The following is a 15648-nucleotide window of genomic DNA, read 5'->3' on the forward strand; positions in this document are numbered from 1 at the left end:
ACCGTCAGACCCGGTCCAGTTTGGCCACACCGATTTTGGAGTCGGCCATCCCGTAGAACACAAACAGCTGGTCGCCGATTTTCTCAATCGCGGTGGGGAACACCACGTTTGGCACGATCCCGGAAATCTCGTCCTCGGTTTCCGGGGCCAGGAGCGGCTTGTCACTGCGGGCAATCACCTGGGACGGGTCATCCGCGGACAGGATCATGGCCGCCGCGGTGTAGTTGACGTTCTGCTGCTGCTCGAAGGCAGACGCGGCCATCTTGCCGGCCACGCCGTGGTGGATCAGGAGCCAGCCTTCGTCCACGCGGATGGGGGGCGGGCCGCCACCGATCTTCAGTTCCTCAAAGGGAAACTCGCTGAGGGCCACCAGCCGGTGCTTGCCCATGTGCACCAGGTTGCGCAGATCGCGCTCCACGTCGGCCACAGACACGTAAGAGATCCAGATGCCGGGACGGTTGTCCGTGACGCCGGCGGGCAGGTGCTCGCCTTCGCCGGGACGGATCCAGCCCAGGTCCCACATGGGGCGGTGCAGCATGGCGTAGGAGGGCACGCCGTCGGGGTCGTTCACCGGCTCCGGGAAGAACACCGCATCCTTGTTGGGAAACAGGTTCAGGTCCATGGAGAGATCGGCCTGATACTCGAAGAAGCACGGGCCCAGCCGCTCCCAGTTCCGGAGGTCCTCAGAGTGGGCGAAGGCGAGGCGGGGTCCCAGCGGGCCATACGCCACGTAGGTCATGAGGTGCTTGCCAAGGGCGGGCACCCAGGTGGTGCGCGGATCCTCGGTGCCGGCGTTGTTCATGCCGCGTTCCCACCCCTCGTCCGGGGACAGGACCACGCCCTCGCGTTCCACACCGGTGGGCACGCCCTCCTCGTTGATGACCACCTTGGCGAGGCCCACGCGGGACACGTTGCCCGTGGCCACAAGCCGCGGCAGCAGGTACAGCTCGCCGTCCGGGCCGCGGCCGCTGGCGGGGTTGAGGACGCCCTCGGCCTCGAAGTCGTTGCCGGGTTCGGGGGTCATGATGACGCCGGCACGGGTGAGGGTGAAGGGGACAGTGGGGAGTGCAGAAGTGTGAGGGGAAGTCATGGATTAGCCCTTTACGCTGGAACCGATATTGGTGGAAATGAACTGGCGCTGGAAGAAAATGAACAGCGCGACGGCGGGGGCCGCCAGGACGCAGGCACCGGCAAGGATGGCACCGAACGGGTTGGACGCCGTGGCGGCCACGTTGGAGATGTAGTTGGCCAGGGAAACAGCCAGCGGCTGGATGGCCTGGTCCTTGGTGACCAGGAACGGCCAGAGGAACTCGTTCCAGGGCCCGATGAAGGTCAGGAGGATGGCCGTGACGATGGCCGGCCGGACCAGGGGGATGGCGATCTGCCACAGGATCCGCAGCTCCGACGCTCCGTCAATGCGGGCGGCCTCGAACAAGGTCGAGGGAAGCTGGAGGAAGTACTGGCGGAAAACAAACACCGCGGTGGAGTTGATGGCGAAGGGCAGGATCATTCCGAGGTAGGTGTCGGCCAGGCCGTAGTCGCGAACGATCATGACGTACAGCGGAATCTGAAGCAGTTGGAACGGGATCATCTGCACAACCAGCATCAGGCCGAACACGGCTCCGCGGCCCCGGAACTGCATCCGGGCGAGCGCGTAGCCCACCAAGAGGCCGAAGACCACGGTAAAAAGGATCACGCCGCCGGTGAAGATCCCGGAATTGACCAGGCCCTTCAGCAGGTTGATGGAGCCGTTGATGTTGACATAGTTCTCACCCGTGAGGTTTCCGGGGTTCGGGAACGCCCCGCCCACGGAGGTGTCCGGGGAGGTCTGCAGCGATCCGATGAACATGTAATAGAAGGGAAAAAGGAAGACAAAGGCGCCCACTGCGAGCAACAGGAAGCTGCCCACACCGAGGTTAAGGCGTTTTTCGACGCCCGAGTCGGGACGCAGGGCGGCTGCCGATTGTTCCGGACGGCTGCTGGCGCCGTCGTCGTTTTTGGCATTTTGTTCGTTGGTGACAGACACGTCAGTCCTCCGTTCCGCCGACAAGGCGTTTCTGGATCAGGGCAATCAGCAGGACGCCAATCACCAGGACCACGCCCAGTGCGGACGCAACGTCAGGGTTCCCCTGCAGGATGCCCTTCTGATACATGAGGAACACCGGCGACGTCGACGCGCCGTCGGGGCCGCCGCCTCCGGTCAGGAGGTACGGCTCGGTAAACAGGTTCGCGCCGGTGATGGTGGCCAGCAGCGTGACCAGGACACTGGCGGACCGGACGCCCGGAACGGTGATGTTCCAGAACTGGACCCATTTGTTCCCGCCGTCCACGGCCGCCGATTCATACAGCTCATCGGGGATGTTCTGCAGGGCGGCCAGGTAAAGCAGGATGAAGAATCCCAGCTGTTTCCAGGTGACATAGAACGCGACTGTGGGCATGGCCAGCCAGGAGTTTGTCAGCCACGACGGGTTCGGGGCCAAGGGCCCCAACACGGCGTTGACCAGTCCGTTCTGCTGGAACAGGAACAGCCATACTCCGACGACGGCGACGCTGGCCGTCACGTACGGGACGTAGTAGCTGACCCGGAAGAAGGTCTTCAACTTCGTCACCCGGTTCAGGGCGTTGGCCAGCACCAGCGAGAGGATCACCGTCAGGGGAACATTGATGACCAGGAAGACGCCGATATTGGCGAAGGAGCGCAGGACGGCGGGATCTGTCAGGACGGTGACGTAGTTGTCCAGGCCCACGAACGGCCGGTCCACCTTGACATGGGGCGCCGTGAAGAAGAAGTCGTGAAGCGAGATATAGACGGCGTAGCCCAGCGGGTAGGCCAGGACAGCAAAGATATAGATGACGTAGGGAGCGCTGAACAGCAAGCCCAGCGGCTGACTGCCCAGGAAGTTTTTGCGCTTCCTGGGTGCCAGCCGCCGGTCCGCCGTCCCACCAACCGGTTTCCCCGTGACGGGGTTGCCTTCAGAGGAGCGGAGTGACATTGGGGGTCACGCTACTTCTGGGCTACCAGTTGGTTGATCTTGTCCGCAGCACCTTGGAATGAGGAGTCGATGGCTTCGTTGCCGAAGATCACTGACTTGGACCAGGCGGTGCGGAAGGTCTGCCAGACCTCCACCGAGTTGGCGATGTTGGGAACCTCCACCGTGCGGGCGGCTTCGTCGGCAAACTGCTTGTAGGCGGGGTTCTGGGTGAAGTAGTCAGCGTAGGCCGTGGTCAGGTCCTTGCGCATGGGCATCTGGCCGGTCCCGATCAGCAGCTTGCCGTCCTGCTCCATGCTTGTGGCGAACTTCATGACCTCCCAGGCAGTGCCCTGGTTCTGGCAGGCGCTGTACATGGCCACGTTCTTGGCATCCGAGAATGTGGAGGTCGCCAGCTTGGCAGTGGCAGCAGGGACCGGAACGGCGCCCCAGTTGACCTTGCCCTTGTAGGCTGCGATGGCCCATGGTCCTGCCAGCGACATGGCGGCCTTACCTTCCAGGAAGGAATCACCCTGGTAGACCTCCTTGGAAGCTAGGTTCTCCTTGTAGAGCGTCTGGAACATGGCGGCTACCTGTTTGCCCTTGTCACTGTTGAAGGTGGCTTTGCCATCCTTCACCAGCGGGGTGCCGTCCGTGTTGGCTGCGTAGAAGGAATAGAAATCAAACCAGGCCTGGAAGAAGTCGCTGGCCGGTGAGGGCCAGAGGGCGTTGGGAGCTGCACCGGTCTTCACGATGGTCCGTGCCGCGTCCAGCAGTTCGGCCTGCGTCCCGAGCTTCGGGTTTGCCGGATCCAGCCCGGCCTTGGCGAAGAGGTCCTTGTTGTAGAAGAGGACCACGGGGTTGGACTTCCAGGGCAGTTGGTAGATCTTGCCGTCCGCGGACTTGTACTGGTCAGCGAGGTCTCCGGTGCGGTCCTTGATGTATTGGAGTCCGTCGGGGAAGCTGTCCAAAGCCACCAGGCCGCCCTGCTTCTGGAACTGGGGCACGGCCACGGGGGCCGTGTTGAAGACCAGGCAGGGCGCATTTCCGGCGGTAATGGCAGCGCCGATCACTTCCTCGGAACTCTTGCCGGCCGGGATCTCCTGCGCGTCGATCTTTTGATCCGCGTGCGCGGAGTTCCAGGATTCCACCATGGCCTTGCCCCACTTCACCTCGAACTCGTTGTTGGAGTACCAGATCTTGATGGGGCCCTTGGCGGTCGTGGGAGAGCTGGAGCCACCGCCGTCGCCACCCCCGCCGCTGCTGCCACAGGCTGCCAGGCCCGCCCCCATTACGGTCAGGGCGGCCACTGACAATATCCGCGTGGCTTTGGTAAAGCGCTTCATTGCGACTCCTTGGTACTGGTCCCGGTGGGGATCTGCTACTGGTTGGTGTGCTTTATTGCTTGCTATGGGGATTGCTGGGGGACTGGCTTGGTGGTTGCGGATGGGGCGGGGCCGGTGGAGGCGCGGATCAGCAGGGAAGGTGCCTGCAGTTCCGTATCCTGGCCGGAGTGCGTGCCGTTGAGCTGGTCCAGGAGGGCCTGCGCAGCAACTCTGCCCCAGCGCATGGGGTCAGTGGCGATCGTGGTGAGGGGCGGGTTGAGGTACTGCGTGAACTCGGCATTGTCGTAACCGGTGATGGACAGATCTCCCGGGACGCTCAGGCCCTGGGCCTGGGCGAAGGACTGGCCGGACGTCGCCATGAGGTCGTTCGCGTAGACAATCGCGGTGGGCCGGGACGGCCGGCGGAGCAGTTCCGCGGTGGCGGCCACTCCCCCGGCCGCCGTGAAATTTGCTTCGGCGAACAGATCCGCTGCGAGGCCGGCAGCAGCCATGGCCGCTTCCCAGGCCTGGCGGCGGCTGCGGCCGTGGATGTATTCCTGGGCGCCGCCCACGTGACCGATCCGGACGTGCCCCAGGGCGAGCAGATGTTCGACGGCGGCCGTGATGCCGTCCGTGTCATCCATGGAAACCGCCGGGAACGGTGAGTCCGCATCCGGCCTGTTAAGCGTCACGGCCGGCAGCTTGAGCTCGCGCAGCAGGCCGATCCGGGAATCGTTGTGCCGCACATCGGTCAGGATCACGCCGTCCACGCGGCCGCCGTCGGCCAGTTTGCGGTAGGCCCGCTCTTCGGCACCGGGGGCGGTGGCAACGCTCAGGACCAGCGTGTAATCGTGCTCGGCGAGGGTGGTTTCGATGCCCGCAATGAACGCCGGGAAGAACGGGTCCGTGCCGAGGAGCTTGGGATCGCGGGCCACCACCAGGCCCAAGGCGTACGCCTTCGCGGAGGACAGTCCCTTGGCGCGGAGGCTCGGCTTCCAGCCAAGCTCTTTGGCGACCTGGAGGATCCGGCCCCGGGTGGCGTCGCTGACGCCGGGCTGGTTGTTCAGCGCATAAGAGACAGCACCTTTGCTGACGCCGGCCGCGTGGGCGACGTCGCTGATGGTTACTGCCATGATGTGGGGCCCTTCGGGTTTCGGGTCCCGTGACTCACGCCACTGAACCGGTTCAGTAGCTCTACTTAACCGGTTCAGTAGAAGGATGTCAAGGGCCCGGCGGACCTACGGATACGAATCGCGTCACGCAGGGCACGCTTTTGGACCACGACGGCGGCGCCCGCCGCGTGATTCCGGGGGGACCCCGCCGTCGGGCCTTCCAAAAGGTGCGTGGCGTGACACGGTAAGTCACCGCTCGCTGGTGGCTGCCCGGGACTAGACACGGGCCAGCCCGGCACCCTCCGCGAGCAGCTCCACGGAGCGGATTCTGGCCTCGGTGCCGGTGTTCTGGTGCGCCACGATCAGTTCGTCGGCGCCGGAGTGCTTGGCGAACCCGTCCAGGTAGTCGAGCACCACATCCGGGGTTCCGATGGCCGAGTACGTCATCATCTGCGAGACGTGCTGGCCCTGTGGAGAGTCCAGGATCATGTCCGCTTCGTCGTCGGAGAACTCGCGCCCGCCGCCGAAGAACAGCGAGACACGGGCGCGCAGGGTGGCCCGGAAAGCCGCCTGCGCTTCGGCAGCGGTATCGGCGGCAACCACGTTGACGCCGGCGATCACGTGCGGGGTGTCCAGCTGGGCCGACGGCTTGAATTCGCTGCGGTAGACCGCCACGGCATCCTGCAGGGCGTTGGGCGCGAAATGCGAGGCGAAAGCGTACGGGAGGCCCAGCTGGGCAGCCAGGCGCGCGCCGAAAAGCGATGAACCCAGAATGTACAGCGGGACGTTGGTGCCCTTGCCGGGGGTGGCCTCCACGCCCTGGATCCGCGTGGGACCGGTCAGGTAGCCCTGCAGCTCCAGGACGTCCTGCGGGAAAGTGTCCGCGGACATGGGGTCCCGGCGCAGCGCGCGCATGGTGTTCTGGTCGCTGCCGGGGGCGCGGCCCAGGCCAAGGTCGATCCGGCCGGGGTGCAACGTTTCCAGGGTGCCGAACTGCTCGGCGATGGTCAGCGGCGAGTGGTTGGGCAGCATAACGCCGCCGGCACCCAGCCTGATGGTCTTGGTGTGGGCGGCCACGTGGGCGATCAGCACGCTTGTGGCCGACGACGCGATCGCGGACATGTTGTGGTGCTCGGCGTACCAGATCCGCCGGTAGCCAAGCTCCTCGGCACGCTGCGCCATGGCCACGCTGCCCGCGAAACTTTCCGCCGCCGTCTGGCCTTTGCCGATAGTTGCCAGATCAAGGATGGAGAGGGGAAGCGTCACGTCGGTGCCGGCCTTTCAATGCTTTTCGTAGGGTGGCCGGCCGGGTCGCGGCGGGCGCACAGTGGACAACGACGGCGGCGCCCGGGATATTTCTGCCGGTATTAAACCAACGCGGGGTCACATCGCGCCCATCCCGGAGGACTTTATAGGCGCGATGTGACCCCGCGTTGGGTTGGACTCACGAATCAGACGGCGCAACCCCCAAGGGCGATTGATGAATCAACGGCGGCGATCTGCTTCTGAACGTCCCCGAGCCTGGCCTGGAGGGCGGTGACAACATCCTTCTGTGCTTTGACTGCGTCGTTGCTCGGCTTCTTCTGGCCCTGGAGTTCCCGAAGCTTCGTCTGCGCCGCTGTAACCTGCCCGTCGAGAGTGGTCAGTTGCGATTGCAGGGACGCCAGGTTTGCCTCTGCGGCGCTGATTTCCCCGTTGAGCTGGTTGAGCTGGCTCAGCAGCGGAGTCACGCGTGTCTGCAGGGCCAGTACTTCCGCTTCTTTGGCGGTGATCTGGGCGTTGACGTTGGCCAGGTCGGCTACGAATTTGTCTGCGATCTGGTTGAGCGCGGCGATCTCGCTGGTCTTTGCCGTCACGGCACTGTTGGCCCCATCGACTGCAGCCTGAAGGCCGGGAAGCTGGCTCTGCAGGGCTGCGAGCTCAGTCTTCTTCGCTTCCACTGCGGATTCGGCCGCGGCCTGGGCCTGTTGGGCGTCGGCCAGGACGGACTTCCGTGCATCCAGGACGGCCTGCTGGTCGGTGATGTACAACCGCAGCAGCAAGTCGCCGCGTGAGGGCAGATTTTGATGAGGCGATGGGCATTTCTAGCTCCTGAGACCGTAGGGGCAGCCAGCTCCGGCTGCAACACAGTTCCCAGCGTATTTTAGGCATCCTCCCCGGCACACGCGTAGTGGTCACCTGTCTTTTTGGCGTGAGTACTCGTTTTTTGAGGGGAATCGCCGGGCCACTACTCGCTTCGGCGGCCCCGCTAAGCTAGCGGCATGGACAACAAAACCACTGCCGAGAAGCTCGCCACCATCCAGAAGGGCTACACCCTGGAAGGTGCCACCATCGAGTTGGGCGCCGCCATTGTTGACGGCGAACTCCACAAGGAAGCCCAGGTCCGCCTGCCGCTGGCCATGATGAACAGGCATGGACTGGTGGCCGGCGCCACCGGCACCGGCAAGACCGTCACGCTGCACATGATGGCCGAGCAGCTGTCCACAGCCGGGGTTCCCGTGTTTCTCGCGGACATCAAGGGCGATCTTTCCGGCCTGGCCACGGCGGCCGCCGGCAGCGAGAAGCTGAAGGCGCGCACCGACAGCATCGGCCAGGCCTGGGCCGGCAAAACGTTCCCGGTGGAGTTCCTGGCCCTGGGCGGCGACGGCAACGGCATTCCGGTCCGTGCCACCATCACCTCGTTTGGCCCCATCCTGCTCTCGCGCGTGATGGAGCTAAACGACACCCAGGAGTCCAGCCTGCAGCTGGTCTTCCACTTTGCGGACAAAAACAACCTCGAGCTGATCGACCTCAAGGACCTTCGCGCGGTCATCCAGTTCCTCACCTCGGACGAAGGCAAGGACGAGCTGGAGGAACTGGGCGGCCTGTCCAAGGCCACCGCCGGCGTCATCCTGCGCGAACTGGTGAACCTGGAAGCACAGGGCCTGGAACGGTTCTTCGGCGAGCCTGAGTTCGACACGGCCGAGCTGCTCCGGACCGCCCCGGACGGGCGCGGGGTTATCACATGCCTGGAGCTGCCCACGCTGCAGACCAAGCCGATGCTGTTCTCCACCTTCCTGATGTGGCTGCTGGCGGACCTGTTCGAGGACCTCCCCGAAGCCGGCGACCTGGACAAGCCCAAACTGGTGTTCTTCCTCGACGAGGCCCACCTGCTGTTCAACGGCGCATCCAAGGCATTCCTGAACGCCATCACCACCACTGTCCGGCTGATCCGTTCCAAAGGCGTGGGGATCTTCTTCGTCACCCAGACCCCCAAAGACGTCCCCGCCGATGTCCTGGGCCAGCTGGCCAACCGGATCCAGCACGCTCTCCGCGCCTTCACGCCCGAGGACGCCAAGGCCCTGAAGGCCACCGTGTCCACGTTCCCGGTCAGCGACTACGACCTTGAGGAAACCCTCACGTCCGCGGGGATCGGCGAGGCCGTCATTACCGTTATGAATGAGAAGGGTGCGCCGACGCCGGTTGCCCACACACGCCTGCGCGCCCCGGAATCCGTCATGGGTCCGAGCACCGAGGAACTCGTCAAAATCACGGTGGCCGGGTCAGCGCTGCTCGCCAAGTACGGAACCGCCGTGGACAACGTCTCCGCGTACGAGAAGCTCACCGGCAAGACCGCGACTCCAACCGGCGGAGCCGCCCCGGGTCAGCCTCCGGCTCCGAAAGCTTCCGGGCTGTCACGTCCGGGCCAGGCCGGTTCGGGCCAGGCCGACGTCGACGCCGAGGCCCGCAGGATCGAGGAGGAAATCCTGGGTCGGCCCAGCAGCCGGCCCGCGCCGGTGCCCGATCGTGGCGCCGGCACTGATGCGCCCTCGCGGCGTGCACCGGAGCCTGCGGCCCCTGCCAGCGGCGGCATGGCGGGAGACCTCGCCGGAGTACTCGGCGGGGCCCTGGGCGGCGGGTTGAAGAGCATGGCCCGTTCCCTGGGTACGCAGCTTGGCCGGGAACTGCTCCGCGGCGTTTTCGGCACCTCGTCCCGGCGCCGCCGGTAGCAAAAACCGGACGATGTCCGCCCTGCCTTTCCCGCCGTCGGGCGTCAGGAAAGCCGCCGCCCCCTGCTACACGGGGCGGCGGCAACACCTGTGTTCAGCGGGCTTGCAGGTAACGTAAGGGAAGTGCAGATGAGTCAGGCGTTGGTGAGGATGGCAGCAGCGTGGCTGCTTGGCCTCATGCTTGCCGTGGCCGCGGCCATCGTTGGGGTCAACGTGGTGAACAATACGGTGGCCAGTCCACAGCAGCCTGTCCGGGAATACCTGGACGCCCTGCACGAGGGCGACGGCGGCAAGGCGCTGGGCCTGTTGCGGGCCACGGTGCCGCCCAGCAATGCCGCCATGCTCGACGGCACAGCACTGCAGACGGCCGCTTCCCGCCTGGCGAACATCACCATCGGCGATGCCGAAGAACGCTCAGGAAACCAGGTCGTGGTACCCGTGCAATACACGATCGATGGCAGCAGGCTTCACACTGAGTTCCTGCTGGAGAAGACCGGCACCGAATGGCTGTTCTTTAATACGTGGGCGTTTGTGCAGTCGCGGCTGCCCACAGTGGGCCTGACGGCAGTGAACGCCAGCGAAGCCAACCTCAACGGCGTCCCGGTGAACATGCCCCAGGGCAGAAATTCATTCGCCGTGTTCTACCCGGGCGAATACGAGGCATCCCTGAATGGTGAATACTTCGCTGCTCCCGCCACGCGCGCCACGGTGACGTCCCGCGATGTCCCGGTGGCTCCCTTGAACCTGCTCACCGAGGCCACCGACCAGCTGCGGAAGGACGTTGGTGCGAAGGTACAGGAGTTTCTGGACACCTGCGCCGCCGAAGCCGTGAAACAGCAAAAGCTTCAGCCGGACTGCCCGTTCTACTTCGCCAGCAACAACAATGTGGACGACGGCACCATCAAGTGGACCATCACGAAGTACCCGGAGATTTCCATCGAGCCCTTCGATGGCCGCTGGGTGATTGCACCCCTCGACGGGAAGGCCAAGGTGGAGGCGGTCCAGCAGAGTTCCTTCACCGGCGCATGGTTCCCGCTCAACGAGGAGGTGGACTTCAGCTTCACCACCCGCCTGGACGTCGCCGGCGACACCATCAGGGTCACCCCGCTGCTGAGCTACTAGCCCGGCGCCGTTGGCCCGGCTGCCGCGAGACGCAAAAGGCTGCCTCCCGTGACACGAGATCCTGGGAGGCAGCCTTTTCGCCTAAAGCACGACGACGGTGATCAGTCCATTCCGCGCAGGTCCAGGACCAACTCGGTGTCGCCGTCGTCCGTCAGGAGAACCGGGATGCCCCAGTCCTGCTGGTACAAGTGGCAGGCGGCGTGGTCCGGAATCTCACCGTCCGCATCCTCCGGGCCGTCGCAGGCGGCGGCACGGGCGGTGATGTGCAGGACGCCTTCCGGAATGCCGGAAGCCAGCTCCAGTGTCCGGAGCAGACCCACCGAGGTCCCACCGCCGGACACAAGCAGCTCCGGTGGGGTGGAGGAGATCTTCAGCTGCGTGGGGTCTCCCCAGCGGTCGTCGAGCTTCTGCCCGGTGGGCGCGCTGAAACGCACGGTCAGCTCGAGCAGCCCGGGGGCTACCGGGCTCTTGGGCCGTTGGGTCTGCGAGGCGCCCTCGTCAACCTGCTGGGCTTCCTTGGGGATGGGCACGTAGACCAGCTGATGCCTGTTGGCCTCCACCACTACCAGCAGCGGTTCGGAGCCTGCGGCGTGCGTGTGGTCCACAATCACGTCGGAGGGTTCCGAGAGTCCGCGGGCCAGTGTGGACACGGTCCCTGCGGCGGGATCGTAGCGCCGCACGGCACCGTTGTACGTGTCGGCGATGGCAATGGAGCCGTCAGGCAGGACAGTGACGCCGAGGGGATGCTGGAGGCGTGCCTCGGACGCGGGGCCGTCGCGGAAGCCGAAGTCGAACAGGCCCTTGCCCACGGCTGTCTCCACGGTGACCGTGCCGCCGTCGTCAATGATCAGTTTGCGGAGGGCTGACGTTTCGGAGTCCGCCACCCAGATGTTGCCGTCGGCGTCCTCGGCCAGTCCGGACGGCTGCGCGAACCAGGCTTCGTGGGCAGGGCCGTCCAGCAGGCCCTCCAGTCCGTTGCCGGCAATAATTGCCACTGCGCCGGTGACGGGCTCGAAGCTGAAGATCTGGTGCGTGCCGGCCATGGCGATCACCACAGCGTTGAGCCTGGTGGACCAGACAACGTCCCAGGGCGAGCTGAGGGACACTTCCAGCGGATGCTCGGTGAGCTGGCCCGTAAACCCGGCCGCGTCTTCGTCCACCCGCGCGGGGCCGGTTTCCAGCAGTCGCTGCACGCCGTTGCCAACAATCGTCGTGGCGTTGCCGCCCGTGAGCGAGAGTCCCCTGAGCCGGTGGTTGACGGAGTCTGCAATGACGACGTCGTATCCCGCCTTCGCTGCCACCTCTTCCGGAAGCAGCACCAGGCCCTGCGGTTCGTTGAACCGTGCGGTCGTTTGGACCGAGTCGACGGCGGCGGCCGGGCCGTCAGCGTGGCCCCTGGCCCCGGAGCCGTAAGTGCGCAGCACCGTCTGGAAGTCGTCGCCCAGCTCCACAAGACGGTGGTGGCCCGTGTCGGTTACCAGCCAGGAACCCCCGGTGGCGGTGTCCGCGGCAGCCGGAGTCCCGCCGTCGGACGTTCGCTGCCCAGCTGAACCCTGCGCGCCTGAACCGGTTCCCGCTGAACCGCGTCCCGCCGGCAGGAACAGTGCCTTGCCGGGGAAGCGCAGCGTGCCCGAGGTGGCTTCCGGCGCCACGTAAGGGCCGGAGCCGCGGTGGATCGTGCCCTTGGCCTCGTGCTCGGCGATCAGTTCGGGGATGAGCACGGCCAGGCCGTCAGCGTGGCCTTCACCGGACAGGTGCGCCACGATGTAGCCCTCGGGGTCGATGACCACCAGCGTGGGCCAGGCGCGCGCGGTGTACGCCTTCCAGGTCTCCAGCTCGGGATCGTCCAGGACGGGGTGGTGGATCTCGTAGCGTTCCACGGCGGCGGCCAGCGCCACGGGATCTGCTTCGTGCTCGAACTTGGGTGAGTGCACGCCAACGGTGACCAGGACGTCGGAGTACTGTTCCTCGAGCGGGCGCAGCTCATCGATGACGTGCAGGCAGTTGATGCAGCAGAAAGTCCAGAAGTCGAGCAGCACGATCTTGCCGCGCAGGGCTTCGAGGTCCAGCGATTTGCCGCCCGTGTTGAGCCAGTTACGGCCAACCAGTTCGGAGGCGCGGACCCGGAGTTGGGTACGTACGGTTTCACTCATCAGCGGCCTTCCAGCTTTGAGTTGCGTTCAGCCAATCTGGCATCACGTTCAGCCAATTTGGCAAACATATCGTTGTAAGCAGTGAGATCGGCGTCGTTATTCCTGTCGGCCGCCCGATCGGTCCGTTTGGACTCCCTGGCATCGGACCGGGACCACATGATCGCGACGCCGATGGCCACCAGGAGGGTGGGCACTTCGCCGATGCCCCAGGCCACGGCCCCGCCCATTTGCTGGTCCAGGAGAGCGGACGGCCCCCAGGCACGGCCAAGGTTGCCGAAGTAGTCGGCCGCCAGCAGGCTGGTGCCGCCCATGATCGCGACGCCGAAGAACGCGTGGAAGCCCATGGTCGCCAGCAGCAGCAGCAGGCGCATGGGATATGCTGCGCGGCGGGGCAACGGGTCCGTGCCTATCATGCTTAGGATGAAAATGTAACCCGTGAGCGAGAAGTGCACGATCATGATCTCGTGGCCCACGTGCTCCCGCATGGCAAAGCCGAACGCGTCCGAGTAGTAGAACAGCACGATCGAGCCAGCGAAATTTGCCGCGGCGAAGAGCGGGTGCGTGACCAGTTGGGAGAACTTGGAGTGGATGAACACGAGAAGCCACTCGCGGGCCCCCCGGGTACCGTCGCCGCGTGCAGGCAAGGCCCGCAGTGCCAGCGTCACCGGGGCTCCGAGCACCAGGAAGATGGGGGCCACCATGGTCAATGCCATGTGGTCCACCATGTGCGCGGAGAACAGGATCCTGCCATAGACCGACGGCGGCCCGGACGTGATGTAGGTCAGCACCAGGAGCCCGATCACCCAGTTCACGGTGCGGAACCACTGCCACTTGTCGCCGCGTCGGAACACCTTGGCAACGCCCAGGAAGTAGGCAACCAGCCCGAAGAGCACCACGGCAACCCAGAGCCAGTCAAAGCGCCACTCCGTCAGCCAGCGTTCCGGCGTCAGTTCAAGCGGCAACTCGTAGCCGGTGATGATGAAGGCCGGCGAGGCATCGGGTGCAAACGTGGTGGGCTGCGGCGGGGCCGATCGGCTCAGGGCGACGGCGACACCTGAGGTGGCACCCATAATCAGGAGTTCCACAAGTACCAGCTGCCACAGCACACGGCGCGAGGATATTGCCGAGCCTTTGCGGCCCAGCTGCGGGATGACCCATTGCCGGTGCATCAAACCGATGCCGCCCAGGACTACGGCGGCCGCCGACTTCGCAAGGATCAGTTGGCCGTAGGGGGAACCAAGGAGGTCACCCCAGTTGGTGATGCGGATGCTGGCATTGATAACGCCGGAGGCAAAGACAAGCACGAACGCGAAGCCGGCCAGGGAGGAGAAACGCCGCAGCGTCGGTTCGGTGATGTCGGCGGCGGTCCCGGGTCTCGAACCGGCCAGGATTCCGGACAGCAGCGCCAGGACAATAATGCCGCCAACCCAGGCGCTGACGCCCACGAGGTGCAGGCCGAGGGAGTTGATGGCGCCTTCGTGGTCCGACGAGCTGGAGGAGTGGCCGATCAGCGCGGCAGGAACCAGTCCCGCCAGCGCCAGGATCAGCGTGAGCGCAAGGCCGCCAAGGGACCTGACGCCAAACAACGCGGTAGTCACCACGGCCGCGATGATGGTCACGGTCAGCCATGCCCGGCCGGTATCGATGTCCGTCATGAAATACACCAAGGCGCGGGTGAATTCGGCGTCCCCGCCGACCGCTTGGCCTGCAACGTCTGAGTAGGTGAGGACCAGTACGGCCACCGCAGACAGCGTCCAGGCAGCACCCGCCGCGGCGGCAATGGCCAGGCTCCGGGCGAAGGCCGGGTGTTCCGGAGCGTCCCCATGCTGCTGGTTTCGGGACCGGGGCCCGGCAGACCTTGGCAGGATACCGACGGCGAAGATCAGTGCGCCGATAACTGTCGCCAGTGCCACGTTGTGGATGGCCTTGCTGACGGGAAGCCCCCATCGGACCAGGGCTCCGGGGTCAGAGACCTCACGGGCCGCAGCCGCGCCGGAGAAAAGGAGTGCCGCCACCAGCCCCAGGAAGAGGGCAGCGAGGCCCGCGAGCTGCCACGGCCGGGAAATCCCCAAGACGCCGCCACCCCGGGCCGAGACGCCCCCGACGGGGCCTGGCTGGGGTGCTGCGGGACGGGATTTTGCTGCAGAAGACACGTATCCATTGTCCGCTACCGGTGCCCGCGCGGCGAATCGGCTTAAAGCAAAGGAGCGGCAACCCTTAGGTTGCCGCTCCTTTGCTGGTGTTGCTGAAGAAGACTACTTCTTCTTGGCGACTGCAGCCTTCAGCTTGGAGCCGGCGGTCAGCTTGACGCTGTGGCCTGCTGCGATCTGGATGGTCTCGCCGGTCTGCGGGTTGCGGCCGGTGCGTGCTGCACGGTCGGTGCGCTCAACTGCGAGCCAGCCCGGGATGGTGATCTTCTCGCCAGCGGCGACGGAAGTCTCGAATACCTCGAACAGTGCATCGAGGACGGAGTTGACGGCTGCCTGGCTGGTGCCGGCCTTGCCTGCTACCTCTGAAACAAGTTCACTACGGTTCTTAGCCATTGATGTCCTCCTGGACGGTCACGATTTCTGGAGCCTGAACGCGGCATGCGTGCAAGCCACTCTTCGAAAACTTACCAGCTTGGGCCCGCGAGGACCGCAAATTCCGCGTGTTTCCGCGACTTTTTGACTGAAATCACCGGTTTTCCGCGGAATTGTGGTGGAACTGCGGGGGAATTGCGCCCACAGCGGACGGTCCTGCAGTTCCTGCAGTGTTCCGGGGGACCCACTATCAGTTCCTGCAGCGTTCAGTCGGACGCTCTGCCAGTTCGCGTGGTGGGTTGTGCAGTGTACGATGCCGGCGGGTTGGGTGGGGTGCCGACCGGGGCTTGCTGCGTGTGGTGGGTGGGGTGTCGGATTTCATTGCCGGGCGGGGTTCTGTGTGCCGGCTGGCGGGTGTTTGTGGTCTTGGGCGGGTGGTTTTTGGGGGTTGGGTGG

The 15648-nt window shown here is 65.2% G+C and carries 12 protein-coding genes; 2 read left to right on the plus strand and 10 right to left on the minus strand.

The window, feature by feature from the left end; genetic code table 11:
• Window positions 1–4 precede the first annotated feature (4 nt).
• The 7 genes from ACQCS0_RS19475 to ACQCS0_RS19505 all read right to left on the minus strand — a co-directional run bounded on the left by ACQCS0_RS19475 (window position 5) and on the right by ACQCS0_RS19505 (window position 7448).
• A complete protein-coding gene (locus tag ACQCS0_RS19475; RefSeq protein WP_354155172.1) occupies window positions 5–1090 on the minus strand; it encodes a glycosidase in 1086 nt (361 codons plus the stop codon).
• Window positions 1091–1093: 3 nt separating this feature from the next.
• Window positions 1094–1849, minus strand: coding sequence for a carbohydrate ABC transporter permease (locus tag ACQCS0_RS19480; RefSeq protein ID WP_354155190.1), 756 nt, complete (start codon window positions 1847–1849; stop codon window positions 1094–1096).
• 178 nt (window positions 1850–2027) lie between these two features.
• Complete coding sequence (locus tag ACQCS0_RS19485; RefSeq protein ID WP_354223747.1) at window positions 2028–2993, minus strand: sugar ABC transporter permease; 966 nt, start codon at window positions 2991–2993, stop codon at window positions 2028–2030.
• Window positions 2994–3004: 11 nt separating this feature from the next.
• Entirely contained in the window at window positions 3005–4315 is a 1311-nt protein-coding gene (locus ACQCS0_RS19490) for a sugar ABC transporter substrate-binding protein (protein WP_354155173.1), read from the minus strand.
• Window positions 4316–4377: 62 nt separating this feature from the next.
• Window positions 4378–5427, minus strand: coding sequence for a LacI family DNA-binding transcriptional regulator (locus tag ACQCS0_RS19495; RefSeq protein ID WP_354155174.1), 1050 nt, complete (start codon window positions 5425–5427; stop codon window positions 4378–4380).
• A 255-nt stretch (window positions 5428–5682) separates the two neighbouring features.
• The gene (locus ACQCS0_RS19500; protein ID WP_354155175.1) at window positions 5683–6672 is read right to left on the minus strand and encodes an LLM class flavin-dependent oxidoreductase; all 990 of its coding nucleotides are present in this window, start codon (window positions 6670–6672) and stop codon (window positions 5683–5685) included.
• 185 nt (window positions 6673–6857) lie between these two features.
• Complete coding sequence (locus tag ACQCS0_RS19505) at window positions 6858–7448, minus strand: hypothetical protein (protein WP_354223749.1); 591 nt, start codon at window positions 7446–7448, stop codon at window positions 6858–6860.
• 219 nt (window positions 7449–7667) lie between these two features.
• Here ACQCS0_RS19505 and ACQCS0_RS19510 point away from each other — a divergent pair, with 219 nt between their 5' ends.
• Together ACQCS0_RS19510 and ACQCS0_RS19515 are read left to right on the plus strand one after the other, a co-directional pair.
• Window positions 7668–9395, plus strand: coding sequence for a helicase HerA-like domain-containing protein (locus tag ACQCS0_RS19510; RefSeq protein ID WP_354155177.1), 1728 nt, complete (start codon window positions 7668–7670; stop codon window positions 9393–9395).
• 129 nt (window positions 9396–9524) lie between these two features.
• On the plus strand, window positions 9525–10517 hold the full coding sequence (locus ACQCS0_RS19515) for a hypothetical protein (protein ID WP_354155178.1): 993 nt from the start codon (window positions 9525–9527) through the stop codon (window positions 10515–10517).
• A gap of 101 nt (window positions 10518–10618) precedes the next feature.
• Here ACQCS0_RS19515 and ACQCS0_RS19520 read toward each other — a convergent pair whose 3' ends face one another.
• The 3 genes from ACQCS0_RS19520 to ACQCS0_RS19530 all read right to left on the minus strand — a co-directional run bounded on the left by ACQCS0_RS19520 (window position 10619) and on the right by ACQCS0_RS19530 (window position 15213).
• Window positions 10619–12670 carry an NHL domain-containing thioredoxin family protein gene (locus tag ACQCS0_RS19520; protein ID WP_354223751.1) on the minus strand — a complete coding sequence of 684 codons (2052 nt, stop codon included), beginning with the start codon at window positions 12668–12670 and terminating at the stop codon, window positions 10619–10621.
• Window positions 12670–14823 (minus strand): cytochrome c oxidase assembly protein, encoded by a 2154-nt coding sequence (locus ACQCS0_RS19525; protein ID WP_354223753.1) that lies wholly within the window; start codon window positions 14821–14823, stop codon window positions 12670–12672. Before ACQCS0_RS19525 ends, ACQCS0_RS19520 begins: the two co-directional genes overlap by 1 nt.
• 102 nt (window positions 14824–14925) lie before the next feature.
• Entirely contained in the window at window positions 14926–15213 is a 288-nt protein-coding gene (locus ACQCS0_RS19530) for an HU family DNA-binding protein (protein ID WP_056341443.1), read from the minus strand.
• Between the last annotated feature and the right edge of the window lie 435 nt (window positions 15214–15648).

This window comes from Pseudarthrobacter sp. S6, from assembly GCF_050156575.1.
Classification (GTDB): Bacteria; Actinomycetota; Actinomycetes; order Actinomycetales; family Micrococcaceae; genus Arthrobacter.

Coding starts and splice junctions, on each gene's coding strand:
- ACQCS0_RS19475 (WP_354155172.1), bottom strand. CDS start 1,090: ATGACTTCCCCTCACACTTCTGCACTCCCCACTGTCCCCTTCACCCTC.
- ACQCS0_RS19480 (WP_354155190.1), bottom strand. CDS start 1,849: ATGTTCATCGGATCGCTGCAGACCTCCCCGGACACCTCCGTGGGCGGG.
- ACQCS0_RS19485 (WP_354223747.1), bottom strand. CDS start 2,993: ATGTCACTCCGCTCCTCTGAAGGCAACCCCGTCACGGGGAAACCGGTT.
- ACQCS0_RS19490 (WP_354155173.1), bottom strand. CDS start 4,315: ATGAAGCGCTTTACCAAAGCCACGCGGATATTGTCAGTGGCCGCCCTG.
- ACQCS0_RS19495 (WP_354155174.1), bottom strand. CDS start 5,427: ATGGCAGTAACCATCAGCGACGTCGCCCACGCGGCCGGCGTCAGCAAA.
- ACQCS0_RS19510 (WP_354155177.1), top strand. CDS start 7,668: ATGGACAACAAAACCACTGCCGAGAAGCTCGCCACCATCCAGAAGGGC.
- ACQCS0_RS19515 (WP_354155178.1), top strand. CDS start 9,525: ATGAGTCAGGCGTTGGTGAGGATGGCAGCAGCGTGGCTGCTTGGCCTC.
- ACQCS0_RS19520 (WP_354223751.1), bottom strand. CDS start 12,670: ATGAGTGAAACCGTACGTACCCAACTCCGGGTCCGCGCCTCCGAACTG.
- ACQCS0_RS19530 (WP_056341443.1), bottom strand. CDS start 15,213: ATGGCTAAGAACCGTAGTGAACTTGTTTCAGAGGTAGCAGGCAAGGCC.